Here is a 26,401-nt window from a genome sequence, read left to right as displayed (position 1 = left end):
GACTTTTCGTACGGAGTGAGGCAGGAGCGAGAGCGTGCTGGGTTTGTGGCGGAAGATCCGCAGAACCGGGCGGGTGGCCGAGCCCGCGCCCGCGCGACCGGCGGGTGAGGGGTTACCGGCCGCGGCGGAGCTGGGCGGCTCGGTGCAGATCCGGCACGTGGACGCGGGTTCGTGCAACGGGTGCGAGGTGGAGATCGGTTCGGTGTTCGGGCCGGTCTACGACGCCGAGCGCTACGGTGCGCGGCTGGTGGCCTCGCCGCGGCATGCCGATGCGCTGGTGGTGACCGGGCCGGTCACCCGCAACATGGCCGAGCCGTTGCGGCGCACCTATGACGCGGTGCCGGGCCCGAAGACTGTGGTGGCGGTGGGTGACTGCGCCCGCAACTGCGGTGCGTTCGCTGGGGCGTACGGGGTGGCGGGCGCAGTGCGCGATGTGGTTCCGGTGGATGTGGAGATCGCCGGGTGTCCGCCGCGGCCGGAGGCGATCGTCGAGGGGTTGCGGAAGCTGACCGGTCGATGAATCTCGCAGCAGTAGGCCTCGGCACCGCCGTGGCCATCAGTGTGTTCACCGCTCTGATCGCCCTGGTGCTGCCTTCCCGTTCACGACCGGCGGCAGTGGGTGTCACGACCGCACTGACGGGCGCTGCCGGTGTGGTCGCCGGGACGGCGGCGATGGTCGGGCCTGGGTTTTCGATCGTGCTACCCGATCTGCTGCCGCTGGCCGGGGTGTCGATCGCGCTGGACGCGCTGGGCGGGTTGTTCGTCGCGGTGACCGGTGGTGTCGCGGTGGTGGCAGGGATCTACGGCATCTCCTACGCCTGCTCGCACGGCTTGGGCTCGCGCCCGGTGCAGTCGGTGTTCCCGCTGTTCGTGGTGGCGATGTTGCTGGTGCCGGCGGCGGCGAGTGTGGGCACGTTCCTGGTGTGCTGGGAACTGATGGCGCTGACCTCGTTGCTGCTGGTGGTGGCCGAGCACCGGCAGCGCCCCGAGGTGGCCTCGGCGGGGCGCTGGTACGCGGTGATGACCCACCTTGGTTTCGTCTCCGTCCTCATCGGACTGATGGTGTTCGCCGCGGCTGCCGGGAGTGACTCGTTCCCCGCTCTGCGCTCGGCCAGTCTCTCCCCTGCCCTGAGCAGCGTGGTTTTCGTGGTGACGCTGGCGGGTTTCGCGTCGAAGGCCGGGATCCTGCCGCTGCACGCGTGGCTGCCGCGGGCGCATCCGGAAGCGCCGAGCCACGTGTCCGCCTTGATGTCGGCGGCCATGGTCAACCTGGGCGTGTACGGCATCGTGCGGGTCGTGTTCGATCTGCTCGGCGGTGGCCCGCAGTGGTGGTGGCTGCTGGTGCTGGCGCTGGGCGCGGTTTCCGCGGTGTACGGGATCCTGCAGGCGGCGATGAGCACCGATCTCAAGCGCCTGCTGGGGCAGTCAACGACCGAGAACATGGGGCTGGTGCTCATCGGCATCGGCGCAGCGGGGCTGTTCCTCTCCAATGGCAACCGCGAGCTGGCTGGTGTGGCGCTGGCCGCCGCTTTGCTGCACGTCCTCAACCACGCGGCGTTCAAGACATTGCTGTTCCTCGCGGCGGGCTCCGTCTTGCACGGCACCGGTACCCGTGATCTGGACGCGTTGGGTGGTCTGCGGCAGGGCATGCCGGTGACCACGGCGGCATTCGGCTGGGGTGCGCTTGCCGCCTCCGCGCTGCCACCGGGCACGGCGTTCGTGTCGGAGTGGTTGTTGTTGCAGGCGCTGATCCACGGGTTGCCTGCTTCGGGGACCGCTGAGGCGGTCGTGCTACCGGTGGCGGTGTCCGCGGTCGCGCTCACGGCCGGGTTGGCGGTGGCGACCTTCGTCAAGGCGTTCGGGGTCGGGTTCCTGGCCAAGCCCCGAAGCGACGTCGCCACGACCGCACGCGAGAGCCCGGCCGGCATGCTCGCGGGAATGGCGCTCGCTGGGTTGGCGTGCGCGGTGCTGGCGCTGGTGCCCACGCTCGTGCTGCCCGCGGTGTCGGCGGCCAGCGGGATCGCGTTGGGGTCGGCGGGCCCCGCGGTCACCGGTACGGTGACCCTCCAACTGACCGGGGTGACCGGATCGTTGTCGCCGCTGATGCTCACACTTGCGCTCCTCTGCGCCACCGTCCTGGCATTGGTTGTGGTGCAGGTGGTGTCGGCCCGGCGGGCGCGGCGTGCCGCGCGGTTGTGGGACTGCGGGGCGGGTCCGCTGTCGGCGCGGATGGAATACACGGCGACGTCGTTCGCCGAGCCGCTACAGCGGGTGTTCGACAACGTGGTGCAACCGGAGCAGGACGTGGATGTCAGCCACTACGAGGAATCGCGGTATCTGGTGCGGGCCGTGGAGTTCCGGCGGAAGGTGCCCGACCGGATCGAGCGTCGCCTGTACGCTCCGGTGCTCGCTGTGGTGGCGGCGTGCGGCGGGTGGGCACGGCGGTTGGCCACCGGCAGCGTGCACCGCTACCTCGGCTACGGCTTCTACACGGTCTGCGCACTGCTGATCCTGTTGGCGGTGACCCGGTGAGCGTTCTCGGTGTGGTCGGCGGATTCGTGCAGGCGGTGCTGATCGTGGGTGGCGCGCCGCTGCTCATCGGCGTCATGCGGCAGGCCCGGGCGAGGCTCGAAGGCCGCCAGGGGCCGGGTGTGCTGCAGCCATGGCGGGACCTGCGCAAACTCTTCCGCAAGGAAGCGATCACACCCCGGGGCACGAGCGAGATGTTCCGCATCGCGCCACTGGTGCTGGTGGCCACCGCACTGGTCGTCGCGGCGGTGGCGCCGTACGTGACCACCGCATCGGCGCTCAACCCTGTCTCAGACCTCTTCGCGGTAGTGGCGCTGCTGGCGATGGGCACCGCGACGCTGGCGCTGGCCGGGCTGGACACCGGCACCGCGTTCGGCGGGATGGGCGCCAGCCGCGAGGTGACGATCATCGCGCTGGTCGAACCCACCCTGCTGGTGGCGATCTTCGCACTCTCGGTGCGGGTCGGTTCGACCAACCTCGCCACGATCGTGTCCGCGATGCAGCACGATCCTGCGCTGGTGATCTCCCCGGTCAGCCTGCTGGCTGCGGTCGCGCTCGGTGTGGTGATCATCGCCGAGACCGGGCGGCTGCCGGTGGACAACCCGTCCACGCACCTGGAGCTGACCATGGTGCACGAAGCGATGATCCTGGAGTACACCGGCCGGGACCTGGCGCTGGTGGAACTGGCCTCGGCGATGCGGCTGACCGTGTTCCTCGGCCTGCTGGCGAACCTGTTCGTGCCTTGGGGCATCGCCACCACCCTCACACCGGTCGCGCTGCTCGTCGGGGTACTGGCCTTCGTGGTGAAGGTCGGCCTGCTCGGCGTGTTGCTGGGTGCCGGTGAGGTGTTTCTGGCCAAGCTGCGGCTGTTCCGGGTGCCCGAGCTGTTGGCCGGTTCCTTTCTGCTCGCCCTGCTGGCCGTCGGCGCCTCGTTCTTCCTGGCCTGACAAGGAGAAACACGGATGGACGAGACGCTCTACGTGCAACTGCTCGACCTGACCGGTGGCGCGCTGCTGCTGACCGCCGTGCTGGTGTTGTGGCGGCGCGAACTGGCCATCGTGATCAAGATCTTCGCGCTGCAAGGCGTCGCGCTGGCCGCGCTGGTCGCCGTACTGGCCGCTGAGCGAGGCTCCTGGGAGCTGGGCACGGTGGCTGCCGGTGTGCTGGTGCTGCGAGCCAGCGTGCTGCCCTACCTGTTGAGTAGGGCATTGCCCGGCGCTGGCCAGCAACGGCGGGAGACCCGACCGCTGGTCAACGTCGCGACCTCACTCCTGGCCGCAGCGGTGCTGACGCTGGTGGCCTACGGAGTCTCCCGACCGCTGGTCGCCTTAGCCCCCTCACCTGCCGCCCAGGCGATCCCCGTCGGCATCGCCGTGGTGCTGATCGGGTTCTTCGTACTCGTCACCCGACGCCTGGCGCTGTCCCAGCTGATCGGTTTCCTGTTGCTGGACAACGGCATCACCGCAGTCGGTTTCCTCGCCACCGCCGGAGCGGGACTGATCGTGGAACTCGGGGTGTCGCTGGACGTGCTGTTCGTGGTGCTGGTGCTGCAGATCCTGACCACCCGGATGCGCGAGGCCTTCGGCGATACCGATCTGGACGAGCTGCGGGAGTTGCACGACTGATGACCACGGTATTGATGCTCGCCCCCGTCGCCGTGCCGGTCCTAGGCGCGCTCTCCTACCTCGCGTTGGGCTGGCGTCGGGCTACCTCCTGGATCAGCGCCGCCAGCGCCGCGCTGGTGCTCGCCGCCGCAGTCGCCCTCGCCATCGAGGTGCACCGCGTCGGCCCCCTCACCGCGCTCGGCGGCATGGTGCGAATCGATGCGCTCTCAGCGTTCATGCTCATCGTGATCGGTGCGGTCGGTCTGATGTCCACAGTGGCCACCCCCAGCTACCTCGAGGGTGAGATCCGTGCCGGTCGTGCCACGCCGCGCACCGCGATGCGGCACAGCGTGCTGGTGCAGCTGTTCCTGGCCGCGATGGCCTCGGCGGTGCTCGCCGCCAACCTGGGCGTGCTGTGGGTCGCGATCGAGGCCACCACCATCGTCACCGCGTTCCTGGTCGGCCAACGCCGCACCCGCGCGGCGGTCGAAGCGGCCTGGAAGTACGTGGTGATCTGCTCCGCCGGGATCGCCCTGGCACTGCTGGGCACCTTCCTGCTCAACTACGCCGCCGCCCACGCCCCCGGTGGCGCCGGGCTGGACCTGGCCGAGCTGGCCGTGCACGCGGCAGGTCTCGACTCCGGTGTCACCCGCAACGCGGTCGTGCTGCTGATCATCGGATTCGGTACCAAGGCCGGGCTCGCCCCGCTGCACGCCTGGCTGCCCGACGCCCACAGCCAGGCCCCGGCGCCGGTGTCCGCGCTGATGTCCGGGGTGCTGCTGTCGGTGGCCTTCTACGCGATCCTGCGCGTCAAGGTGATCGCCGACGCCGCACTCGGCACCGGCTTCACCCGCGCGCTGCTGGTCGGCATGACGCTGGCCTCGCTGCTGGTCGCGGCGTCGCTGCTGCTGGCGCAACGCGACTACAAGCGGATGCTGGCCTACTCCAGCATCGAACACCTCGGTCTGGTCGCTCTTGGCGCCGCGATCGGCACCCCGCTGGCGCTGGCCGCCGCACTGCTGCACATCCTCGGGCACGGCCTAGCCAAGGGCGTCCTGTTCCTCGGCGCTGGACGGGTCCTGCAACTGACCGGCACCAGCCGCATCGACGAGGTCCGCGGCCTAGCGGCTCGAAGTCCGCTGCTGGCCGGGTGTCTCGGGCTGGGGGTGCTGGCCCTGATCGGGCTGCCGCCGTTCAGCCTGTTCGCCAGCGAACTCGGCATCGCCCGAGCCGGCTTTGCGACCGGGTTGGGCTGGGCGACCGCTGCCGCGCTCGTCCTGGTCTTGGTGGTCGCCGCCGCGCTCATCGGGCACACCAGCCGCATGCTGCTCGGTTCGCCGCCAGAAGGCCCCGGCGCGGCCACCGCCCCGGCCCGCGTGCCTGCACCGATCGCAATCGCGCTGGCCGGAGGAATGCTGGCGTGCGCGGCGCTCGGCGTCACCGCTGGCCCGCTATCCACCTTGCTGGCCGAGGCCGCTCAGATCGTGGGAGGGGTCTGATGACGCTGGAAGAACCGGTCGGTGCCCACCGCACCGCGCTGACGATCAGCCCGGACGAGCTGCCCGCCCAGGCTGAACTTCTGCTGCACAACGGATTCCGGGTCGCCCTGGTCGCCGGGCACGACGACGGCGACCGGCTGCGCGCGGTCTACCTGTTCACTGCCGCCGACCCGGACCGCCGCGTCGAGCTGCGGGTGCCACTGGACCGCGACGCGCCGCGCGTGCCGAGCCTGGCCGCGCTGTCGTTCCCCGCCAGCCGGTTCGAGCGGGAGATGCGCGATCTGTTCGGCATCGTGCCCACCGGCCACCCGCTGCCGCAGCGGCTGGTCCGCCACTTCCACTGGCCACAGGGCTGGTACCCGATGCGCGCCGACGCCGGCGATCCGCCGGAGTTCAGCGACGTCGCCGGACCGTACCCGTTCCGCACCGTCGAAGGCCCCGGCGTGTATGAGATCCCGGTCGGGCCGGTGCACGCCGGGATGATCGAGCCGGGCCACTTCCGGTTCTCCGTGGTCGGCGAGACCATCCTCAACCTCAATGCCCGCCTCTGGTTCGTTCACAAGGGACTAGAGAAGCTGTTCCAGGGCCGCCGCCCCTACCAAGCCATCGAACTCGCCGAACGCATCAGCGGCGACACCGCCGTCGGACACACCCTCGCCTTCTGCCTCGCCGTGGAAGACGCCCTCGACCTGACCGTCCCGCCCGACGCGCAGCGCATCCGCGCGATCCTGCTGGAACTGGAACGGCTCTACAACCACATCACCGACATCGGCGCGCTGTGCAACGACGTCGGCCACGGCATCCTCAACACCCACGCCCAACGTGTCCGCGAACAACTCCTACGACTCAACGACGAAGTCACCGGCCACCGGCTACTGCGCGGCGCGATCGTGCCGGGTGGGGTCACCGTCGCCGCACTCCCCGACCCTGAGCGGCTGGCCGCCATCGGGGCCGACATCGCCGAGATCGTCGACCTCGCGCTCGGCCACACCGTGGTGCGCGACCGGTTCGCGGGTACCGCGATCCTCACCGCCCGGCAAGCGGCCGATCTGGGCACCCTCGGCTACGTCGCCCGCGCCAGCGGCCACACCGTGGACGCCAGACACGACCACCCGTTCCTCCCCGACGAACTCCCCCGCACCCTGCACACCCGCACCAACGGCGACGTATTCTCCCGATTCCTGGTGCGTGCCGAAGAAATCAACACCTCCATCCAGCAGATCACTGGTCTGCTCGACGCCATCGGCGGGCCCGCACAGGCCCCCACGCTGCCCGACACCGGCACCGCCCACTCCGGTGTGGGCATCGTCGAGGGCTGGCGCGGCACCATCGTGCACCGCGTCGAACTCACCGGAGACGGCACGCTCACTCGCGTGAAGATCGTCGACCCCAGCTTCTTCAACTGGCCCGCCCTACCGGTCGCCCTGACCGACACGATCGTCCCCGACTTCCCGCTGACCAACAAAAGCTTCAACCTCTCCTACGCCGGCAACGACCTCTAACCACCAGGAGCAGCTGTGACCTACACGTCTCACACGATCCAGCACTTGCGAAGTTCCTTAAGTCTGAGGTTTCGCAGTTATGCGGCGGTTGAGATGCTGGTCGACGGCCTGGCGGGATTTTGATCGAGTGTGTTCTGGCCTGCGCTGATGACGGTTATTCGGGCTCGTCGGAAGGTGATGAGCATGTCGTCGATGCTGATGTGGGTCTTCTTGCGGTTCCAGGGTGCGCGGGCGCGGGCGGCGGCCAGGTCCGCCTCGGCGGTGCCGTGGGCGGCGTACCACAGGATGAGGATGGTCAGGCCCAGCATCGCGAAGGGCACGCTGCGTTCGACCGCGAGGCGGAGTCGGTTGGCGGTGTCCCCGGCACCGATCAGGATCTTGGCGTCCTTGATGGTTTGTTCCACCGACCAGCGGTCGGCGTAGCGGGCGATGAGTGTCTCGACCGAAGCGGTGGTGTCGGTGGATACCAGCGCGATGTCATAGGGCCGGGTCGAATCGGTCTCCCGCACCAGCACCACGGTGACCTGCCTGCGATGCAGCGAGCCCCACCACAGACAGGAGATCATGGCGACTTTCACCGTCGAGGTCGTGCCGTAGCGAGTGACGTTCGTGCTCCGCCACGTGGCGGTGGTGGCCAGATCGGTGCAGGTGCCCAGTTTCTCGCCTTTCCACGCCGGGTGCCCTCGTTTGCCCGTGGGCGCGGGTGGCAGGGCGTAGAGAACGGCGTTGGTTGCCAGGCGGGTGGTGAACGTGGTGTTGCCGGGCAGCGTGCGCCACGCCGGTCCCCGGTAAGCGGCGTCGGCCACCGCGTGGAGGGTGCGTTCGGGGAACGCGCGGGCGAGCAACCCGACCAGTGCACGGGCGGCGTCGGGTTTGGAGACACCGGATTTGGGGATATGCAGCCGGAACAGGATCGGCAGGCAGACCGCCCTGGTCAAAAATGGCACGGTCACGATGAGTCCGACGACCACGAAGCAATTGCCCCGCCCGAGGCCGTCGTGGCCCTTCGCTGAGCCGTCGTGCTGCCAGAACACCCCGTGGGTCTTGGTGCCGTAGCGATGGAACAACGTGTCGTCGACCACCACCGTCAGGGCTTGCCCGGCCGGGACGAAGCGGCCACCACCAGCCGGGCCAGCAGCAACCCCAGCGAATCCAGGCTCCAGCGGGCGTGAGAGAAGAACCGGTGCGCCCGAGCGTGGTGGCAGCGTCCCGCCAGTCCGGCCGCGCTCCACATTCCCGTTACCGTCCGGGGCCCTGTGGCTGCCAGCAGGCCGGTCACCAACGAGGCGAACGTGGCGAACGTCGGCGCGGTGAACACCGAACGCACCCCTTCCAACACAGACAGCAAACAAGACGGTACGGTTCCCACAGGAAGCATCGGCGAATCTCCCGGACAACGGGCGGTTACATGGAACGCCGATGCTTCCTCCATGTTCAGGCTTTGATCACGCCGCCACGCCGAACACCCCACGATCCACTCACAAGATCACATCACCAAAAGTGATCGCGGTAGGGACCGCTCTCGCGGGCGGCCCCCCGCACAGATCCCAGCGTGCGCTACTAACGCACTGGGCTCCTGCCTCGGGTCCTGGCATCAAAGCGCCTCTCAGGGAAGGGATGCTTCACGCGGGCGGGTGGTAGCCATCGAGTCTCGAGGCGGTGCATCCGCGTCCAGTCAAGGCGAGTGCGTTGGCTTCGGCACCGCAGCGCCTTGTACCAGTGCCGCGTTGCCTGGGTGCGGAAAGCTGCAACCGCGTCGGTGTTGCCGGGCACGGCGTAGTAGGCGAGGTGTCCGCTTACCATGCTGGCCAGCCACAGCCCCTGTTCCGGGATGGGCAGATGCCGACGTCGCTTGAGCTGGTCTTTGACCTCGGCCAGCTTCGCCCGCATCCGTTTCGAGATGGTCTTACGCTTCACCCAGAACCGCCCGGTCCTCGTTTTACCGCAGATGTGCGTGAATCCAAGGAAGTCGAACGTCTCGGGCTTCCCGACACCCCGCGCCGCTCGGGCTCGGGCGGCGTGCCGACCGAACTCGATCAACCGGGTTTTGTCGGGGTGCAGCTCCAACCCAAACTTCGCGAACCGCTCGCGAAGACCGGCAAGGAAACGCTGCGCGTCCTCCTGATACTCGAATCCCGCGACGAAGTCGTCCGCGAAACGCACAATGATCATGTCACCGCGCGCATAGCGGCTCCTCCACCACTGGGCCCACAAGTCGAAGACGTAATGGAGGTAGACGTTCGCGAGCAGCGGCGATGCCGATGCCCCTTGCGGTGCTCCCTCCGAGGTCTCCGACAGTTCCCCGTTCTCGATGACCCCTGCGCTCAACCACTTGCCGATCAGACGCAGGACCCGCTGATCCGCAATCCGGTGCTCCAAGAACTTCACCAGCCAATGATGATCAAGATTGGTGAAGAACTCGCGGATATCCGCGTCGAGCACCCAGTTCACCTTCTTCCGCGAAATCCCGACCGAGAGCGCGTCCAACGCGTAATGCGGGCCGCGCCCTGGCCGGAACCCATAGGAAAAACCCAGGAAGTCCACCTCGTAGACGGCGCCCAGCACCTCGACAACGGCCCGTTGGAGGATCTTGTCCTCCAACGTGGCGATACCCAACGGCCGTTGCCGCCCATCCGCCTTCGGGATGTATACGCGCCGCGACGGACTCGCCCGGTAAGCGCCGCTGTGAACCCGCACGAGCAGGTCCCGGAGGTTGGCCTCCAACTCCTGCCCATAGTCCTCCCACCTCACACCGTCCACTCCCGGCGCAGCCTGTGGGCGAATTGCCCAGTAGGCCGCCCGAAGACGATTCAGGTCGACGTGGTGCAGCAGCGCGGTGAACCGCGCTTCCTTGTCCCTTCGAGCTACTTCACGCACACGATCCAGCCCGTGTGGCACGCCTGGCCCGGCCCTGTGTCCGGGACGTGTCGGCCTGGCCGTGTTCCCCTTGGCCAGCCCCCTTTCCTCCACCACCTCCGCGACCGAAGTCTTGTTCGGTGGCTTCGCAGGTACTACGGGGCTGTCAGACTCCCCACGCTCGTTCATCTCAGGCTTACCGCCTCAGCGTTCCCTGAGCGGCCCGCCCGGCCATCACACCGACGGGCGAGCGTGGGATCTCCCGGTTCTCGCGCATGGAGATTCCGTACATGCACAGGTTCTCCGACCGCGCGGGGTCCCCTGACGACTCGCGCATAGCGTCGCCAGCGATGTTGCCTTCCGCCTGTTTCGACGACGTCGGCACCCCGGACACCTTGATTTCGCGGCTCAATAGCCCAGCCTGCACGTACCCCTGTCAACGCTTCGCCGACGCCCTCACGGACGCCAACGCATGACTCAGGGCCACCGTGGGTCGCTAGCCCTTCGATGTAGAACTCTCTCATCTCCTTCTCCATGCCGGTTTATCCCGGCGCTCCGAAACCACAGAACAACAGATCCTCACCCAGGTGTGGGGCCCCACCTACACCCGCAACACCCACTACCTGCGCCAGTACATGGCCCAACTGCGCCGAAAACTCGAAACCAACCCCGACCGCCCCCGCCACCTGCTCACCGAAGCCGGCATGGGCTACCGCTTCCAACCCTGACCCACCGGCACTCTCGGAAAGACCCACGCTGCCAATTAGGCCAGCGCCGTGTGAGGTGTTCCCAGGAACCGGAAGCACGGTAATGGCTGGGCGAGGCACCAAGGCACCCCATCCCACATTTCCGGCTTCACAAGGGATTCCCGTGCGAGCCGGGTTAGCCGACGTGGACCAGGGGGCGTTGTTCAGGATCAGGCTCGGCGCGGCGGAGCACTTCGCGGGTGACCGGGGCGATGTCACCGCCGCCCGAGATGAGGTAGCTGATCAGGAACTTGAAGGGATTGCCCTCAGTCCACGCGAAGTAAACGTGCGGCAGGACGCCCGTCTCGTTGCGGATGTGCAGCAGCACGGCAGCGATGGCGTTCGCGATCGACGCGCTCTTCACCCGAAGAATCCGGTATCCGTGCAGCTTCTGGCCGGTCACGTTCAGGACGGACTCGAACTCGGACGCGTCTGTCACAGTGATCTCCAGGAACAGCACCGGGTCGCCGGCCGGGATGTGGTTGTCCTCGCGCTGCTCCTGCTCCTTCTCCCGGTACTCCTGCTCGTCACGGGCGTCGGGTTCGTTGGCGATGATGCGGATCGCGCCGCTGCGGGCCGCCTTGTCTATGAACCGGCGCGCGGCGGCGTCGAGGCGGACTTCCGTGACGCGCAACTCCAGCGCGCGGCCGACCCGGGAAGCCAGCGAGGTGGCGATGATCGCCGCGATAAAGAACGAGGCGATCTTCACCCCGTCCGGACGCTCGATGACGTTGGCGATCGAGGTGTAGGCGAACACCGCGGTGATCACCCCGAATGTGATCGTCGCGGCGCGCTGGCCGCGCTTGCGGGCCGCCAAGGTCACGGCGAGCGCGGCGGAGAAGATGAGCACCAGCACCCCGGTGGCGTACGCCCCGCCCTGAGCATCGACGTCGGCGTTGAAGATGATCGTGATCGCGAAGGCGATGGCCGTGAACACCAGCACCAGCGGCCGGGTCGCGCGCGCCCAGTTCGGCGCCATCCCGTAGCGGGGCAAGTAGCGCGGCACGATGTTAAGCAGCCCGGCCATCGCCGAGGCACCGGCGAACCACAGGATGGCGATCGTGCTCACGTCGTAGGCCGTGCCGAAGGCTTCCCCGAGGTAGGAGTGCGCGAGGAACGCCAGCGCACGTCCGTTGGCCTGGCCACCGGGTTCGAACTCGTGGTGCGGGATGAGCACGGCGGTCGCGAAGCTGCTCGTGATCAGGAACGCGCTCATGATCAGCGCGGCCGTCAGCAGCAGCTTGCGGGCGTTGCGGATCCGGCCCAGCGGGCGCGCCTCGGTGTCCCCCGCCGATCCCCGGACCAGCGGCATGACCGCGACACCGGTCTCGAATCCGGACAGGCCCAGCGCCAACTTCGGGAACACCAGCAACGCCACCCCGATCATCAGCCAGGGGCTACCGTGCTGGGCGACGAGCAGCTTCTGCCAGTTCACGACGAGCTCCGGACTGGCCAGCACGTGCTGCAACGCGACGATCACCACCACGGCGTTCATCGCGAGGAACACGGCCACCAAGGTCACGGCCACCCCGATGGCCTCGCTGAACCCCTTGAGGAACACCACGCCGAGCAGGCCGACCAGCACCAGAGTGATCAGCACGTGCTGCCCGTGCAGGAACTCAGGCACGAACGGGTTCTCCACCACGTGCGCGGTGGCGTCCGCGGCCGACAGCGTGATCGTGATGATGAAGTCGGTCGCCACGAAGCCGAGCAGCACGAGGATCAGCAGCTTGCCCTTCCACCGGGACAGCAGCCGCTCCAGCATCGCCAGCGAACCCTGCCCGTGCGGGCTGTCCGCGGCCACCCGGCGGTAGACCGGCAGTGCACCGGCCAACGTCAACAGGACTAGCACCAGGGTGGCGATCGGCGACAGCACCCCGGCGGCCAGCGCCGCGATACCCGGCTGGTAGCCCAGCGTGGAGAAGTAGTCGACCCCGGTCAGGCACATCACCTTCCACCATGGGTGGTCCGGGTGCTTCACCGGTTCTCCCCGCCCACCGGCGAGTTGCCGCGCCCGACGGGGCTGTCCCTCGAACAACCACCTCTTGAACCCGTCGGCCCGCCGTTCTCGCTGCGCGGTGGTCGCCACCTGCCACTCCCCTGCCTTCAGCACCAACTGCCGGTGTCCCTCGACCGAACCCCGCGGCCGCTCGAAACGCACAGAGACTACGTCGTCGGCCTCGCCGGTACATACGGCTGCCCGCGTGCCCTCAGTCACCTCGTCACGTAGGCGTTCCTCAGCGCCGCGGACATATAGGTGTCCGAGTGGTGGACGGAGACCCAACCCCTCATACCTCTAGCCCTGCGCCGGATCCCAGCACACCGAGCCGTGACCGCCGCGCGCAGCGAACTCTTCGACATCGGCCTTGGCCTTATCCGCGCTGAGGTGCACGTGCGCCCAATACCGGGTGTGCGTGGTCGGTTCCGGGTCCGTGTGATCTTCGACCAGGTAGACCACCGTTGGTTCCTTGGAGAACAAGCCCATGACGATCAGCGTAGCCAGACCCGTCGACGCCGACGGTTCACTGAACGGCGATCGGAGCTGTCTGGCTCTGCCGTCGTTGCGTGCTCACCCGTTCCCATTCGGTACGTTGGCTGCATGTCCGAGCAGGAGGCCTGGCACACGCGGATCGTCCCGCAAAGCCCGCACGCCCAGCTGCAAGCCACGCAGACGCTCATCAGCATGGAACGGTGGCGCAACGTCGCACCCGAGCGACTGGTCCCCGAGCTTGAAGTCTTCTTCTCAGCGGGCTGGTGTGTCGATGCGCTGGTCCAGGCACTGCACGATCGCCCCGACGGGTCACCACAGAAACAGGTCAGCACCGCCAAGCGCACCGACCTGGTGCGGTACCTGCTCAACCAGTGGCGCGACAGCCAGGGCATACCGGTGGCGCCGCCGGTGGAGGCCGGCGAAGGCACCGGCGCGGTAGCGACGACCTCGAGCGAACAGCAGCGGGACGAAACCCGGTCCCGGGTACACCACCAGTGGCCGCGAACGGTCCCGCCGGAGACCTGGGACCAGGTGGCCGCAGCGGTCAAACGGCTCCGCGCGGCGATGCGGTGGCTCGACGAGCAGATCAGCGACACCGAGCTGCGGGAGCTGACCGCACCGTTCTTCCGGGCCGGCTGGAGCGTGAACTGTCTGCTGCACGCGCTGAAAGTCTCGGGCAGAACGCACCGGGCGGCCCCATTCGAGCCGGATCCCCGGAAAGCTCTCGGCGAGGCACTGCAGGCCCGGCTGGCGACCTGGACCTACACCAGCAACCACCTGCCGAAACGCCCACCCATCCCGGTTCTGTCCTATGAGGAATGGGACGCACGGCAAGCCGCGCTCGGTGCCTACGACGTGCGGGAAAAACGCAAGTCGGCATCACAGGTACAGCTGGAAGCCCTGCAGCAGGCCCGTGCCACCGACGCGCGACGGCGCGCTCATCGAGCGCTGGAACGGTTGAACGAGATCCGGGCCGAGTCCAAAGCCGAGCAGTCCTTGGACGCGCTGTACGAGATCGGGCCGGCGGCACCACGGCTCCGCGGCGAGGACGGCCCCGTGCGCGCAACCCAAAAGGCCATTTTGCACGAGCGGTTGATCGAGGGTGTCGAGTTCCTGACCGCCACCGACGCCGGGTTGATCCAGTGGCTGCGGTCGCTGGTGGAGATGGAGCCCGAGGCCATCGGGCCCGAAGCGGCGCAGGTGACCCGGTCGGCACGAAGCGTCGAGGCGTCGAGGCCGAGGCGCGCGACGGCACCGGGCACGAGGTTCTGTACGACGACGTCGGCGGCCGCGATCATCTCGTCGAGCACAGCTCGATCTTGAGGGTCCTTCACGTCGAGCTCGATCGACTCCTTGCCGCGGTTGAGCCACACGAAGTAGCTGGAGTCGCCGTGCACGGTGCGGTCGTAGCCGCGCGCGAAGTCCCCTGCTCCAGGCCTTTCGACCTTGATCACACGGGCACCGAGGTCGGCGAGCTGTCGAGTCGCGAACGGTGCCGCGACGGCTTGTTCGAGGGACACGACGGTGATGCCATCAAGGGGAAGCAAGGTTGGCCTTCCTGGTTCAGTCCTGAAGGATCGACCGGGCGCGGTCGATCACCGGCTTGTCGATCATGTGGCCGTCCGGGCCGATGACGACGCCGCCGGCCGCGTCCGCTGTGGCGTGGAGTACGCCGCGGGCCCAAGCCAGCTGATCAGGAGTCGGCGCGAAGGCCGCGGCGGTAACTGGCAGCTGCGCCGGGTGGATGCAGAGCTTGCCGCCGAACCCGAGTGCACGGGATCGCTGGGCCTCCGCCGTGATCAGCTGCGTGTCGCTTACCGAGGTCGTCACACCGTCGACCGGGGCGGAAGTCCCGCAGCGCGTGAGGCCAGCACGAGGGTGCTGCGTGCCAGGAGTAGCGCTTCGTCGACGTGCTCGACACGAACGTCGGCGGCGAAGTCGAGCGACCCGAACGCAAGCCTGAGGACCCCGCTGGCCTCGGCGATGTCGAAGGCGCGGTGAACGCCGAGGGCCGTTTCGACGAGAGCGACGAGGCGGTTCCCTCCGGCCAATCGCCGGGTCAGCGCCGAGAGGAGGTCGGGGTCCTCGGCCTTCGGCACGACGAGTCCGAGCACGCCGGGCAGTTCGGCGAGCGTACCAACGTCGTCGTCGTGCCACGGAGTGCCGGCGGCGTTCACCCGTCCCCGGGCCTGGCCCCCGCCCTGAAGCCATGCGAGGGCCGACTCACGCGCGTCGCCCTTGGCGTCCACGCCGACGGCGTCTTCGAGGTCGAGGACGACGGCATCGGCGCCGGATGCGACCGCTTTCGCGAAGCGGTGCGGTGTCGAAGCCGGCACGAACAGCCACGTGCGGGCGTTCGCGCTCATCAGGCGGGGTTTCGCTTCACGAGCTGCCGGGCGATGACGTTCTTCTGAATCTCGTTCGTGCCCTCACCCACGATCATGAGGGGAGCGTCGCGGAAGTAGCGCTCGACGTCGTATTCCGTGGAGTAGCCGTAGCCTCCGTGGATGCGCACCGCGTCGAGCGCGATCTTCATGGCCACCTCGGAGGCGAACAATTTGGCCATGCCGGCCTCCATGTCGGCACGCTCACCTGACTGAAAGCGACGCGCGGCGTACTGCACGAGCTGTCGCGCCGCCGTGAGCTGCGTCGCCATCTCGGCCAGGTAGTTTCCGATCGACTGGTGTTCCCAGATCTGCTTGCCGAAGCTCTCGCGTTCCTGGCTATAGCGCAGCGCGTCCTCAAGTGCCGCGGCGCCGACTCCCAGCGCACGCGAGGCCACCTGGATGCGACCGATCTCGAGACCCCGCATCATCTGGGCGAAGCCTCGCCCCTCCTCCATCCCGAGCAGGCTGCTCTGCGGGGTCCGGTAGCCATCGAAGAAGAGCTCGCAGCTCTCGACCCCCTTGTAGCCGAGCTTGGGCAAGTCACGAGACACCTCGAATCCAGGCCCCTTCTCGACCAGCAGAATGCTGATCCCGCGGTGCACGGGCTGCGCGTCAGGATCGGTACGACACAGGAGCGCGATGAGTTGGGACCGCCGCGCGTTCGTGATCCAGGTCTTGGAGCCGTTGACGACGTAGTCGTCACCCTCCTTGCGGGCCGTTGTTCGCATGGCCTGCAAGTCCGAGCCACCACCTGGCTCGGTCAAGGCCATCGTCGCCCGGATCTCACCGGTGGCCATGCGGGGAAGGTAGTAATCCTTCTGCTCCTGGGTGCCGTGATCGATGAGGAGCTTCGCCACGACGCTGTGACCACCCATCGCGCCGGCAAGGCTCATCCAGCCACGGGCGAGCTCCTCGGTGACCGCGGCGTAGCACGGCACGCTAACCCCCGCGTCGTTCCACGGCTCGGGGATCGCGAGCCCGTAGATGCCCAACTGCTTCATCTGGTCGATGAGCGTCTCGGGGTAGGTGTTGGAATGCTCCAGGTCTTGAACCACGGGCTTGACCTCACGGTCGACCCAGTCGCGCACGAGTGCGACGATCGAAGCTTCCTCCGCGTCCAGCTCGTACGAGGCCATCATCGCGACGCTCCCCTCAAGCGTCGGTGGGTCAGCAGCGAGGAGACCGCCACCGCGACGATGACGGCGCCACCGTTGAACGCGGGCTCGACCCAGTCGGCGGCACCGGCCAACGTCAGGCCATTGATGCTGATCGCCACGAAGAAAACACCCACCAGCGTGCCCGCCACCGTGTACCTGCCCGGGCGGATGGTGGTCGACCCCAGAAAGATCGCGGCCAGGGCGGGAAGGAGGTAGCCCACTCCGACCCCGGATGCAGCGCTTCCCGTACGCGCGAGCAGCAAGGCTCCCGCCAGACCCGCGAGTGCACCCGAGGCGACGAAGGCCAGCGCGACCGTGCGCTGGACCGGCAGACCGACCAGATGAGCCGCCGTCTCGTTGACACCCACGGACAGCAGGCCTCGGCCGAAGATCGTCAGTCCCAGCAGGAACGACACGCTCAGGGCCGCGATGACGACGAGGAACACCGGGCGTGGGATGCCGAACCACAGTCCGTTGCCGAAGGTTGTGAGGGCGACTGGCACCCCGACGATCGTCTGGTGCCCGGACCAAGCCGAGGCCACTCCGCCCAGCAGGGTCGACATGCCGAGGGTGATGACCAGCGAGTTGGCTCGGAAGTAGGCGATGAGGATTCCGTTCGTCAGCCCGACGAGGGCTCCGACCGCCACCGCGATCGCCACGCCGACGATGACTGGCAGCTCCATCGATGTGGTCGCCTTGGCTGCGGCGATCGAGGTTAGGGCAACGATCGCTCCCACCGAGAGGTCGAAGCGATGGGCGACCAGCGGGATCAGGGCGGCGAGTGCGACCAGGATCAGCACCGACTCGTTGGCCACGATGTTGCGCAGGTTCGACGTCGTGGGAAACGTCGCCGAGGTGGCGGGATCGAGGGCGAAGTACACCACCACCACGACGAGCAGCATCACGAGACCAAAACGCTCGACCAGGCGCAGCATCGAGGGACGCCAACCGTGCGTCGTCTGTGCCGCACCATCCTCGGTGGGTGGTTGATCGGTCGGCACCTGAAGGGTGGTCTGGTCCTGGGATGTCATGTCGATGCCTTCTCGTGCTGGTAGACGTTGTCGAATATCCAGGTGCGGGTGATCTCTGGCCCGCAGGCCTCGTGGGCGATGCGTCCGTCTGCGAGCACGAGGACGCGGTCCGCGAGGTGCAGCAGCTCGTCGAGGTCGGACGTAGCCAGCAGCACCCCCGCACCGCCCGCAACGGCCGCGTCGATCTGGGCGTAGATGTCTGCCCGAGCCCCGACATCGACGCCCTGCGTCGGCTCGTCAAGCAACAGCACGACGGGAGAAGACCTCATCGCCCGCGCCATTACGGCCTTCTGCTGGTTGCCGCCTGAAAGCCGTGCGATCGGAGCATCAACCGTGCCCTTGATGCCGTAGGTCGCGATGTCAGCCGCGGCGGCACGTCGTTCATCGGCCCGTCGCATCCAGCCGCCGCGGCTGTGCCGTCTGATGGTTGTGGCGGACATGTTCTCCGTCAGCGACAACGACAAGAAGGCCGCGTCGCGGACCCGCTCCTCAGGCACCAGCGCGAGACCGCGCGAGATCGCGTCCGCGACGTGCCCGGCCCGCAGCTGCTGGCCCTTCACCAAGACCGAGCCGCCGCGAGGCTTGACCGCCCCGATGACGTTCTGCATCACGCTGGTCCTGCCGCTCCCGACCAGCCCGGCCAGGGCGACAACCTCCCCCGCATGGACCTCGAAGCTGACGTCTCGCAGAGGCCCACCTCTCAGGCCTTCGACCGAGAGGACTACCTCTCCAGACGATGAGCGTGTCTGACGCTGACGGTCCTGAGGGGCGTGTCCCGCGATGTTCGCCACGAGACTCGCACGATCGTGCTGCGCCGCCGGCCTGGTGTCGACATGTCGCCCATCGCGCAGCACCGTCACGGTGTTGGCGTAGCTCAGCACCTCGTCGAGGCGGTGCGTGACGTACAAGATGCTCTGTCCTTGTGCGCTATAGGCGCTCAGGCGCTGCAAGAGGCCGTCCACCTCGTCGGCCGGAAGGCGCGTCGTCGGCTCGTCCAGGACGAGCAGGCCGACCCCGCCAGTGTCGCGATCTCGCAAGCAGCGCGCCACCGCGACGAGAGTCTGATCAGCGGGTCGCAGATCACGCACCAGGGATCGTGCTTTGACATCGACGTCGAGCCCGTCCAGTAGCTGTTGGACCGAACGGCGCGCCTCGGGCCAGTCGATTCTGCCTATCCGCTTGGGGAACGGGCTACCAGCGAGAACGTTCTCCGTCACCGTCAGATCCGGGAACAGCCCCAGGTCCTGATGGACGAACCGGAGCCCGGCGTCGCGCGACCAGCGGGGCGTCAGCTGCTCGACGTCAAAGCTCTGCTCGCCGAGGTGGAGCGAACCACCGCGGTCAGCGCTGTAGACGCCGGCAAGGATCTTGATCAGCGTCGACTTCCCAGAACCATTTCCCCCCACGAGTGCGTGAAAGTGGCCGGGCTCGACCGAGAAGCTCACATCCGCGAGCGCCTGCGTACCGGGAAAGGTCTTGGAAAGGCGGGCGAGCGCCAAGGCGCTCGCCGGCATCCCCGAAGTGGCGTCGACCACTCAGCCCACCCCCCAGATTTTCTTGTAGTTCTCCTGATAGCCCGACGATTTCGGGTTGCCGTCGTACACGTCGCCTTCGGGAAGGTGGTCGGCATCCATGCTTCCGATGCCCATGCCGGAGTCGACTGGCTCCGCACCGACAAACAACCGGTTCAGGCCGTCCGCGGCCGCCCAACCGGTCCACTCGAGCGGCCGACCGACAGCGTAGGACTGCGTGCCACTCCGGATGAGGGCGATGGACGACTCGACGCCTTCGTTACCCGTGAGCAGCAGGTCCTCACGGCCGCCCTGGCGCGCCTGGTCGACCGCCGCCCCGACACCCAAAGTAATGGCTGAGTCGGCCGGCACCATGACGACGTTCGCGTTCGGGAACTGCTGGAGCGCGGCGCTGGCCTTGGCCTGCATCTGCCCGCCGAACAGATCCCCAGCGGTGAACGTCACCTCGTGGACGACGCATCCGTCGCACTCCGCGAGGCGAGCGGCCTGTGCGTCACCGACCATCCGCAGAGTCGCGTTGTCGTCCTGACGCATCAGAATGACCTTGGCCGTGCCGTCCGTCTTGGCGATGACCCAATCCGAAATCGTCGGTCCGACGAACTCGCTCATGTAGTCCTCGTAGGAGACGAGGTCCTTGTTGAAACGGAGGTGCTCGTTGAAGAGCGGCTTACCACCGTCGCTGAACCGGTCGTCACAGCCCAAGGCGTTGCCGCCGTAGACGAGGACGCCAGCGGCCTGCACCTCCTCGATCGACGCCTTCACGACCGAGCAGTCAACGCCGAACAGGGCGACGGCATCGACGTTCGCGGCCGCCGCGGCCCGAAGCTGGGAGTTGTAGACGGCGGGGTCGGCCTTGCCGTCGACGAGCTTGACCTGCCAGCCGAGAGCCTTGGACGCCTCGACGAAGCCCTCAGCGGGCACGACACAGCCAGCAGCCTGCGTGCTGCAGGCCAGCGCCCAGACGGTCTTGCCCTGCTGAGCCTTGGGCCCATCGGACGGTAAGGCGCGATCGGTGCCGGCGAAGGCCTGCTCCGTCGAGGCCTTCGCCTGCTCGATGACGTCATCGCTCGTCGTACCGGTGGGGCCGTCCGACGACGCACTGCCACACGCCGACAGCGTGAGCGCCAGCAGCGCTCCGCACACCGCAGCGATGCGAGTTCTCGTCATGCTCTCTCCTAGTTTCACATCGACGCCGGCCAGGTGCCCGCACCGTCCTGCGGCAGATCGACAACCGTTCGAGTCGCTCCGGGGAGCTGTCCAATGGCCGCGGGATGGGCCCGCAAACCTTCAGCCTCACGTGACCCAGCCCACATCGGGTACTGCTATCGGTATCGTAGGCGCATATCTAGTACCGGTCAAGAGGCGGGTGAGACAACCCCGTCGCGAGCGACGACGGAGGTGCCAGCCCGGAGCCAGACCCGAGGCCGGGTCCGGAATCAAGCCCAGAGTCCGGCCCGTATTCAGGCCTGGGCCAGGACCGCGTCAGGTCGGGTCAGGCTCGGGCCAGTTCCGGGGGCAGGCCCGGCGGCTGTCGCGAAGCGATGCTCGGTAGATACGGCGCTCAGGCCAGACCGCGGCGGCAGAATCGCCCGAAGAGCTCGAGGGCATCGCCGCGCGTGGCCCCGACCCGGTCCAGCACCCCAGGATCGCGAAGGTGGCGTATGACGGCGCCGAGCATCTCGGCCCACAGCGTCGGTGACCCTGCCGTCACCTCGCCCCGCTCACTCGCTCTGCGCACGATGCTTTCGAGCTCGCGGATCGCGATCTCTTGGTGGCGGTCGTAGACGTGACTTGTGGGCAGGTAGTTCTCAACGTCGTGCACGAACTGGCGACTGGCTCGGCGGTTGCGCTCGACGGAAGCCGACAGGTATGCCTCGATCTGGTCGTGCACCCCCGTGGAGTCCTGTGCTCGTCGCAGCGCCTCCTTACCCATCGAGTTGAAGTAGCGGTCAACGACACCGACCACGACCTCTTCCTTGCTCTGACCGAGGTGGTAGATCGTGCGCCGGGAGGTTCGCGCGAGGGCGGCCATGTCGCCGATGGTCAGGTGGCGGAAACCCTCGGCGAGGAAGGCTTCCTCGAGCGCGTTGAGCACGTCGGACTGTCGACCGGACAGGGAGTTCGATCGGACGTCTGGCATGGCAAACCTCACTTCACGACGTCACCGCGGGGCTGCAGCGACCCACTCAACGGTACTCTATGGCGGCGGCGGGTACCGGCCCTGAGGTCGTCGTTAGCGCGGCCGGCTCATCCGTTGCCGCGTGCCGCCTCGTCTCGACGGTCCTGGAACCGGCAGCCCGTGCGGTCGCGGACCTCGTCGAGCGTGACGCCGGGGGCGAGCTCGACCAGCGCCAGGCCGGCGGTGGTGATGTCGAAGACGGACAGATCGGTGATGATTCGGTTCACGACGCCGCGGCCGGTCAGGGGCAGGTCGCACGTCTCGACGATCTTGGGGCGGCCGTCCTTCGTGGTGTGGTCGGTCACGACGAGGACTCTTTGGGCGCCAGCGACGAGGTCCATGGCTCCGCCCATGCCCTTGACCAGGACGCCGGGAATCGTCCAGTTGGCTAGGTCGCCCGTGCCCGAGACCTGCATCGCGCCCAGGATCGCCAGGTCGATGTGGCCGCCCCTGATCATCGCGAAGGACTGGTCGGAGCCGAAGAAGCTTCCTCCCGGCTCGATGGTGACCGTCTGTTTGCCAGCGTTGATGAGGTCAGCGTCCTCCTCACCGTCGAGCGGGAACTCCCCCATTCCCAGCATGCCGTTCTCGCTCTGCAACGTGACCCGCATGCCTGTCGGTACGTGGTTCGCCACGAGAGTGGGGATACCGATGCCGAGGTTGACGTAGGCACCGTCGGCCAGCTCACGTGCCGCGACTGCGGCCATCTGCTCACGCGTCCGCATCTGCGCCTCCGTCGGCTCGCCTCGGGCGTGTCGTCCTCTGCTCGATCTCCGGTGCCCGCCCTGACGCGACGATCACCTCCTCGACGTAGATCCCGGGCGTCTGCACCAGGTCGGGGTCCAGAAAGTCCTCGACCACGCGATCGACCTCCGCGAGGGTGACCCGTCCAGCCGTGGCTACGACGGGGTTGAAGTTCCGGGCGGTACGCCGGTAGATCAGGTTACCCGCGGCGTCCGCTTGGTGCGCTCGCACGAGCGAGAGGTCGGCGACGATCGCGTGCTCCAGGATCACCGTGCGGCCGCCTATCTCCATGGTCGGCTTGCCGTCAGCGACCGTCGTGTGGGCGCCAGTCGGGGTGTAGAAGGCGGGAATCCCTGCACCGCCCGCGCGAAGCCGCTCGGCCAGCGTCCCTTGGGGTGTGAACTCGATCTCGAGGTGCCCGTCGAGGTACTGCTGCGCGAACTGGCGGTTCTCTCCTACGTAGGAGGCCACGACCTTGCGGACCTGTTGAGCCTCCAGGAGAACCCCGAGGCCCTTGCCGTCGGTGCCCATGTTGTTGGAGACGATCGTCAGGTCCGTGACACCCGAGTCGCGGACCGCGTCGATGAGGTCGAACGGATTGCCGCAGAGGCCGAAGCCTCCGACTGCGATGGTCATGCCGTCGAACACATGGCGCGCCACGAGGTCGCGGGCTGTTGTCACGACGTCCTCCTGCCATCGTCACAGCCGGGTGGCAGTGCGACGACCCCGGACTCCAGGTGCCTCCTGGCCTCGGACTCACTGAGGCCAAGTTCCTCCAGCAGCGCTTGGCCGTCGCTGCCGACGACTGGCGCCGGGCGTGGTTCGGCCGCTGGTGTGCCAGCGAAGCGGGGCACGGGTCGTGCCATGTGCCCGTCCCCGAGGGAGGTGTAGGTCTGGCGTTCGACGTGGTGTGGATGCAGGGGGGCCTCGCCGATGGAGAGGACCGGGGTGACGCAGGCCGAGCTCGAGGCGAAGATGTCCCCCACTCGTCTCGCGTCCGTGACGCGAAGGTCCGTTGGAGCCGGTCGATCATCGTCGGCCAGGTCGCGCGGTCGTCCTGTGACGAGAAGTCCGGGTCGCCTGTCAGGTCGAGTCTGTCGAGCAGGGCCGCGTAGAACTGCGGCTCGATGCACCCGACGGCGACGTATCGCCCATCGCTGCACTCATAGGTCCGGTAGTAGGGCGCGCCTCCGTCGAGATGGTTCACTCCGCGCTCGTCGACCCACCGTCCCTCGGACAGGTATCCGTGCAGCATGGCCATCAGGGCGGCAGATCCGTCGATCATCGCGGCGTCGACGACCTGCCCGCGTCCCGTCGCACGGGCGCTGACCACCCCTGCCAGGACGCCGTAGGCGAGCAGCATGCCGCCTCCGCCGAAGTCGCCGATCAGGTTCAGCGGAACGACTGGGTCCCCGCCGGCAGGGCCGATGGCGTGCAGGGCGCCGGTCAGCGCGATGTAGTTGATGTCGTGCCCGGGAAGCTGCGCCCATGGCCCGTCCTGGCCCCAGCCGGTCATCCGCCCGTAGACCACGTGGGCGGCCTCGCGCGCCACGTCGTCCGGGCCGAGTCCGAGACGCTCGGCAACGCCTGGCCGGAAGCCCTCGACGGCGACGTCGCTGTTGGCGACCAGACGCATCGCGATCGCTCGGCCCTCGGGAGACTTCAGGTCGAGAGCGATCGAGCGTCGGTTGCGGTGCATCACCGGGTGGAGCTCGGCTCCCGGCCGGTCGATCCTGATGACCTCGGCGCCGAGGTCCGCGAGCATCATGCACGCAAACGGTGCTGGCCCGATGCCACCGAGCTCGACGACTCGGACGCCGTCGAGCGGCCCGGCGCTCATCGTCCGCTCCACACGGGGGTGCGCTTCTCGGCGAAGGCGCGTGCGCCTTCTTGGGCGTCCTCGGACTCCGTCACCGGGCGGGCGATCTCGAGCTGGCGTTCGTAGGCCTCTTCGTGGGCCCACGATGCAGATGCCGACACGATCTGCTTGCTGGCGCGCAGCGCCAGCGGGCCGTTGGCCGCGACACGGTCGGCCAGGAGTCGGGCGGCCGTCAGCGCCTCGCCGTCTGGAGCCACTGCGTTGACCAAACCTACCTCGTGGGCGCGGCGAGCACCGACCATGTCGCCGGTCAGGATCCACTCCATCGCGACCTGGTAGGGGATCCGTGAGGGCAGCTTGAGAAGCGCGCCTCCGACGGCGACCAGTCCGCGCTTGACCTCAGGCACTCCGAAGCGTGCGGACTCAGCCGCTACGACGAGGTCGCAGGCGAGCACGAGTTCGCACCCTCCGGCCACAGCAGCCCCCTCGACTGCGGCGATCACGGGCAAGGCGGGGGGCCTGGCCGTGAAGCCGGCGAATCCGCGACCCGGGATCGATGACTTCTCACCTCGGACGAACGCCTTGAGGTCCATGCCCGAGCAGAAGCTGCCGCCGGCGCCAGTGAGTATCGCGGCTCGCAGGTCGGTGCGTTCGTCGAGGTGATCGACGATCTCGGCGAGGGCTTCGGCCAGCGTCGCGTTCACGGCGTTGCGCACTTCGGGGCGGTTCAGGGTGATCGTTGCGACGCCGTTGGCCTCCTCGAACAGGACCGGGGCAACTCCGCCGCTCATCGGGGCGCCATCCTGATGGCTCCGTCCAGCCGGATGACCTCACCGTTCATGTATCGGTTGTGCAGGAGCTCCTCGGCCATCGAGGCGTACTCGTCGGGGTCGCCGAGGCGTTTCGGGAAGGTGACCGATGCCCCCAGTCCATCGCGGATCTCGTCGGAGAACCGGGCCAGCAGCGGAGTATCAAAGATCCCCGGGGCGATCGTGTTCACCCGGATGCCCAGGTCCGCGAGGTCCCGGGCAGCGCACAGGGTCATGCCGACAACCCCGGACTTCGCGGCGGCGTAGGCGATCTGTCCGACCTGCCCGTCCCAGGCAGCCACCGACGCAGTCATGACGATCGATCCCCGCTCGCCGTCGGCAGGCTCGTTCGCGGCCATGCGGGCGGCCGTGAGGCGCAGGGCGTTGAAGGTGCCCACCAGGTTGAGGCGCAACGCGGTCTCGAACTGTTCGAGTGGGAAGGGGGCGAGGTCGCGGTCGACGATCCGGCGAGGAAAGCCCTTGCCCGGGCAGTGGACCAGTCCGCGGATCGCGCCGCGCTCCGAGGCGTGGTCAAGGACGTTCTCGAGCTCATCCGCAGAGCAGACGTCGCCCTGGACGAAGGTGACGGACTCGCCGAGTTGTGCGCGCAGGTTGCGCTCGTCGGTATCGGCGAGGTCGGTCACGACGACGGCCGCGCCTCGCTGCGCCAACAGCTTCGCCGTAGCGCCGCCGAGTCCTCCGGCTCCTCCAGTCACCACGTACACCGGTGGGGTGTCGGCCATCTACGGTCCTTTCCAAACAGCGGGGAGCACGTCGGTTCAGATCGCTTGCGCAATCCAGGGCAGCCACCGGCCGGTCGAGAGAGCGAACTGACTCGCCGACACATGAGCTCGTGCTGGTATCAATATTGGTACTATACGTACGTTTCTAGTACCGAGCAAGTGATGCCCAGCCCCAGCCGTCGAGGCAACTCCCCCAAAGCGAGGCCCTGGTCGCAGAAACGCCCGAACAGCCGGTCCAACACCTCTGGGTCTCGGAGCTGGCGTATGAGCTTTTGGAGGAGCTCGGCCCACGGGGCGGAGGTGCCGCTGGTGACCTGTTCTGTCCATTGCTCGTCCGATGGTGCGCTGCAGCTCGCGGCTGGCGATCTCCTGGTGCCGGTAGTAGACGCGGCAGGTCGGCCCGTGGGCCTCGACGTCCTGGACGAACTGGCGATGGCACGGCGGTTGCGGTTTACCGACGGTGAGAGATGGGCCTCGATCTGATCCCAGACGTCGGTCGCCGCTGGGATCGCAGCCGGGCGTCTTTGCCCATGTGGTTGAAGAGACGACTCTGGGCACGACCTTTTTTGCTCTGACCGAGCTGGTAGAGGGTTCGCCGCGAGGTTCGGGAGATCCGCGCCATGCCGCCGACCGTCAGGTGCCGGAAGCCCCCTGGAGGAACACGGCTTCGAGCGTGTCGAGCAAGGGGGGAGTGTCGAGCGCCCGCGGGCCCGGCGTTCGGCTGGGGGAGCCGACGGAGGTCTTCTGCCGGGCGGCCGGCCCTTGGATCAGGC

The 26,401-nt window shown here is 67.9% G+C and carries 23 protein-coding genes and 3 pseudogenes; 8 read left to right on the top strand and 18 right to left on the bottom strand.

Annotated elements, in window-relative coordinates; translation table 11 throughout:
* Window positions 1-34 precede the first annotated feature (34 nt).
* Genes FDZ84_RS23595 through FDZ84_RS23570 form a run of 6 tightly spaced genes read left to right on the top strand, consistent with a single transcriptional unit; the run spans window position 35 to window position 7,134 of the window.
* Entirely contained in the window at window positions 35-520 is a 486-nt protein-coding gene (locus FDZ84_RS23595) for an NADH-quinone oxidoreductase subunit B family protein (protein ID WP_210435068.1), read from the top strand.
* On the top strand, window positions 517-2,532 hold the full coding sequence (locus FDZ84_RS23590) for a proton-conducting transporter membrane subunit (RefSeq protein WP_168587675.1): 2,016 nt from the start codon (window positions 517-519) through the stop codon (window positions 2,530-2,532). The genes FDZ84_RS23595 and FDZ84_RS23590 overlap by 4 nt, the downstream gene beginning before the upstream one ends.
* The gene (locus tag FDZ84_RS23585; RefSeq protein WP_168587674.1) at window positions 2,529-3,476 is read left to right on the top strand and encodes a respiratory chain complex I subunit 1 family protein; all 948 of its coding nucleotides are present in this window, start codon (window positions 2,529-2,531) and stop codon (window positions 3,474-3,476) included. The genes FDZ84_RS23590 and FDZ84_RS23585 overlap by 4 nt, the downstream gene beginning before the upstream one ends.
* Before the next feature lie 15 nt (window positions 3,477-3,491).
* Window positions 3,492-4,154: a hypothetical protein gene (locus tag FDZ84_RS23580; RefSeq protein ID WP_168587673.1), complete on the top strand. Its 663-nt coding sequence runs from the start codon at window positions 3,492-3,494 to the stop codon at window positions 4,152-4,154.
* A complete protein-coding gene (locus FDZ84_RS23575) occupies window positions 4,154-5,632 on the top strand; it encodes a proton-conducting transporter membrane subunit (RefSeq protein WP_168587672.1) in 1,479 nt (492 codons plus the stop codon). Before FDZ84_RS23580 ends, FDZ84_RS23575 begins: the two co-directional genes overlap by 1 nt.
* Complete coding sequence (locus FDZ84_RS23570) at window positions 5,632-7,134, top strand: NADH-quinone oxidoreductase subunit C (protein ID WP_168587671.1); 1,503 nt, start codon at window positions 5,632-5,634, stop codon at window positions 7,132-7,134. The genes FDZ84_RS23575 and FDZ84_RS23570 overlap by 1 nt, the downstream gene beginning before the upstream one ends.
* A 77-nt stretch (window positions 7,135-7,211) precedes the next feature.
* On the opposite strand, the gene FDZ84_RS23565 is transcribed toward FDZ84_RS23570, so the two are convergent.
* The 3 genes from FDZ84_RS23565 to ltrA all read right to left on the bottom strand — a co-directional run bounded on the left by FDZ84_RS23565 (window position 7,212) and on the right by ltrA (window position 10,011).
* Window positions 7,212-8,219, bottom strand: coding sequence for a transposase (locus tag FDZ84_RS23565; protein ID WP_168587670.1), 1,008 nt, complete (start codon window positions 8,217-8,219; stop codon window positions 7,212-7,214).
* A 2-nt stretch (window positions 8,220-8,221) separates the two neighbouring features.
* The gene (locus tag FDZ84_RS40070) at window positions 8,222-8,452 is read right to left on the bottom strand and encodes a transposase (RefSeq protein ID WP_168587669.1); all 231 of its coding nucleotides are present in this window, start codon (window positions 8,450-8,452) and stop codon (window positions 8,222-8,224) included.
* A 242-nt stretch (window positions 8,453-8,694) separates the two neighbouring features.
* Entirely contained in the window at window positions 8,695-10,011 is a 1,317-nt protein-coding gene (gene ltrA, locus FDZ84_RS23555; RefSeq protein WP_371812660.1) for a group II intron reverse transcriptase/maturase, read from the bottom strand.
* 545 nt (window positions 10,012-10,556) lie between these two features.
* Between ltrA and FDZ84_RS23550 the strand changes: the two are divergent.
* Window positions 10,557-10,718: pseudogene (locus FDZ84_RS23550) on the top strand (winged helix-turn-helix domain-containing protein); the annotation flags it as partial.
* A 154-nt stretch (window positions 10,719-10,872) separates the two neighbouring features.
* On the opposite strand, the gene FDZ84_RS39190 reads toward FDZ84_RS23550, so the two are convergent.
* From FDZ84_RS39190 to FDZ84_RS23480, 15 genes and pseudogenes are all read right to left on the bottom strand, one after another.
* Entirely contained in the window at window positions 10,873-12,897 is a 2,025-nt protein-coding gene (locus tag FDZ84_RS39190; protein WP_246868366.1) for an amino acid transporter, read from the bottom strand.
* Between the two features lie 135 nt (window positions 12,898-13,032).
* On the bottom strand, window positions 13,033-13,194 hold the full coding sequence (locus tag FDZ84_RS23540) for a hypothetical protein (protein ID WP_168587667.1): 162 nt from the start codon (window positions 13,192-13,194) through the stop codon (window positions 13,033-13,035).
* A gap of 1,202 nt (window positions 13,195-14,396) precedes the next feature.
* A pseudogene (locus FDZ84_RS23535) lies at window positions 14,397-14,774 on the bottom strand (CoA transferase); the annotation flags it as partial.
* A gap of 16 nt (window positions 14,775-14,790) precedes the next feature.
* The gene (locus FDZ84_RS40870) at window positions 14,791-15,057 is read right to left on the bottom strand and encodes a hypothetical protein (RefSeq protein WP_371812659.1); all 267 of its coding nucleotides are present in this window, start codon (window positions 15,055-15,057) and stop codon (window positions 14,791-14,793) included.
* Entirely contained in the window at window positions 15,054-15,593 is a 540-nt protein-coding gene (locus FDZ84_RS23530) for a CoA ester lyase (RefSeq protein WP_371812658.1), read from the bottom strand. The genes FDZ84_RS40870 and FDZ84_RS23530 overlap by 4 nt, the downstream gene beginning before the upstream one ends.
* A complete protein-coding gene (locus FDZ84_RS23525; protein ID WP_210435745.1) occupies window positions 15,593-16,750 on the bottom strand; it encodes an acyl-CoA dehydrogenase family protein in 1,158 nt (385 codons plus the stop codon). The genes FDZ84_RS23530 and FDZ84_RS23525 overlap by 1 nt, the downstream gene beginning before the upstream one ends.
* A complete protein-coding gene (locus FDZ84_RS23520) occupies window positions 16,750-17,802 on the bottom strand; it encodes an ABC transporter permease (RefSeq protein WP_168587666.1) in 1,053 nt (350 codons plus the stop codon). Before FDZ84_RS23520 ends, FDZ84_RS23525 begins: the two co-directional genes overlap by 1 nt.
* Window positions 17,799-19,337 (bottom strand): sugar ABC transporter ATP-binding protein, encoded by a 1,539-nt coding sequence (locus tag FDZ84_RS23515; RefSeq protein ID WP_168587665.1) that lies wholly within the window; start codon window positions 19,335-19,337, stop codon window positions 17,799-17,801. Before FDZ84_RS23515 ends, FDZ84_RS23520 begins: the two co-directional genes overlap by 4 nt.
* Window positions 19,338-20,501 (bottom strand): substrate-binding domain-containing protein, encoded by a 1,164-nt coding sequence (locus FDZ84_RS23510; protein ID WP_168587664.1) that lies wholly within the window; start codon window positions 20,499-20,501, stop codon window positions 19,338-19,340.
* 394 nt (window positions 20,502-20,895) lie between these two features.
* Window positions 20,896-21,474, bottom strand: a complete 579-nt coding sequence (locus tag FDZ84_RS23505) for a TetR/AcrR family transcriptional regulator (RefSeq protein ID WP_210435067.1) — start codon at window positions 21,472-21,474, stop codon at window positions 20,896-20,898.
* A 107-nt stretch (window positions 21,475-21,581) separates the two neighbouring features.
* Window positions 21,582-22,238, bottom strand: coding sequence for a 3-oxoacid CoA-transferase subunit B (locus FDZ84_RS23500; protein WP_246868365.1), 657 nt, complete (start codon window positions 22,236-22,238; stop codon window positions 21,582-21,584).
* Window positions 22,225-22,938, bottom strand: a complete 714-nt coding sequence (locus tag FDZ84_RS23495) for a CoA transferase subunit A (protein WP_168587662.1) — start codon at window positions 22,936-22,938, stop codon at window positions 22,225-22,227. Before FDZ84_RS23495 ends, FDZ84_RS23500 begins: the two co-directional genes overlap by 14 nt.
* A pseudogene (locus FDZ84_RS23490) lies at window positions 22,935-24,097 on the bottom strand (CaiB/BaiF CoA transferase family protein). Before FDZ84_RS23490 ends, FDZ84_RS23495 begins: the two are co-directional and overlap by 4 nt.
* Window positions 24,094-24,867 carry a crotonase/enoyl-CoA hydratase family protein gene (locus tag FDZ84_RS23485; RefSeq protein WP_168587661.1) on the bottom strand — a complete coding sequence of 258 codons (774 nt, stop codon included), beginning with the start codon at window positions 24,865-24,867 and terminating at the stop codon, window positions 24,094-24,096. Before FDZ84_RS23485 ends, FDZ84_RS23490 begins: the two are co-directional and overlap by 4 nt.
* Window positions 24,864-25,628 carry an SDR family NAD(P)-dependent oxidoreductase gene (locus tag FDZ84_RS23480; protein ID WP_168587660.1) on the bottom strand — a complete coding sequence of 255 codons (765 nt, stop codon included), beginning with the start codon at window positions 25,626-25,628 and terminating at the stop codon, window positions 24,864-24,866. Before FDZ84_RS23480 ends, FDZ84_RS23485 begins: the two co-directional genes overlap by 4 nt.
* Window positions 25,629-25,937: 309 nt before the next feature.
* Here FDZ84_RS23480 and FDZ84_RS23475 point away from each other — a divergent pair, with 309 nt between their 5' ends.
* Complete coding sequence (locus FDZ84_RS23475; RefSeq protein WP_168587659.1) at window positions 25,938-26,111, top strand: hypothetical protein; 174 nt, start codon at window positions 25,938-25,940, stop codon at window positions 26,109-26,111.
* Window positions 26,112-26,401 lie beyond the last annotated feature (290 nt).

Source organism: Saccharopolyspora sp. ASAGF58, assembly GCF_012277335.1.
GTDB classification, from domain to species: domain Bacteria; phylum Actinomycetota; class Actinomycetes; order Mycobacteriales; family Pseudonocardiaceae; genus Saccharopolyspora; species Saccharopolyspora hattusasensis.
Note: the sequence above shows the minus strand (reverse complement) of the source record. Positions and strands in the feature narration are given on the sequence as shown.

Excerpts from the sequence above, each read along its gene's own strand:
- FDZ84_RS23590 (WP_168587675.1), top strand. The coding sequence starts at position 517 with ATGAATCTCGCAGCAGTAGGCCTCGGCACCGCCGTGGCCATCAGTGTG.
- FDZ84_RS23580 (WP_168587673.1), top strand. The coding sequence starts at position 3,492 with ATGGACGAGACGCTCTACGTGCAACTGCTCGACCTGACCGGTGGCGCG.
- FDZ84_RS23575 (WP_168587672.1), top strand. The coding sequence starts at position 4,154 with ATGACCACGGTATTGATGCTCGCCCCCGTCGCCGTGCCGGTCCTAGGC.
- FDZ84_RS23570 (WP_168587671.1), top strand. The coding sequence starts at position 5,632 with ATGACGCTGGAAGAACCGGTCGGTGCCCACCGCACCGCGCTGACGATC.
- FDZ84_RS23530 (WP_371812658.1), bottom strand. The coding sequence starts at position 15,593 with ATGAGCGCGAACGCCCGCACGTGGCTGTTCGTGCCGGCTTCGACACCG.
- FDZ84_RS23525 (WP_210435745.1), bottom strand. The coding sequence starts at position 16,750 with ATGGCCTCGTACGAGCTGGACGCGGAGGAAGCTTCGATCGTCGCACTC.
- FDZ84_RS23520 (WP_168587666.1), bottom strand. The coding sequence starts at position 17,802 with ATGACATCCCAGGACCAGACCACCCTTCAGGTGCCGACCGATCAACCA.
- FDZ84_RS23510 (WP_168587664.1), bottom strand. The coding sequence starts at position 20,501 with ATGACGAGAACTCGCATCGCTGCGGTGTGCGGAGCGCTGCTGGCGCTC.
- FDZ84_RS23505 (WP_210435067.1), bottom strand. The coding sequence starts at position 21,474 with ATGCCAGACGTCCGATCGAACTCCCTGTCCGGTCGACAGTCCGACGTG.
- FDZ84_RS23500 (WP_246868365.1), bottom strand. The coding sequence starts at position 22,238 with ATGCGGACGCGTGAGCAGATGGCCGCAGTCGCGGCACGTGAGCTGGCC.
- FDZ84_RS23485 (WP_168587661.1), bottom strand. The coding sequence starts at position 24,867 with ATGAGCGGCGGAGTTGCCCCGGTCCTGTTCGAGGAGGCCAACGGCGTC.
- FDZ84_RS23480 (WP_168587660.1), bottom strand. The coding sequence starts at position 25,628 with ATGGCCGACACCCCACCGGTGTACGTGGTGACTGGAGGAGCCGGAGGA.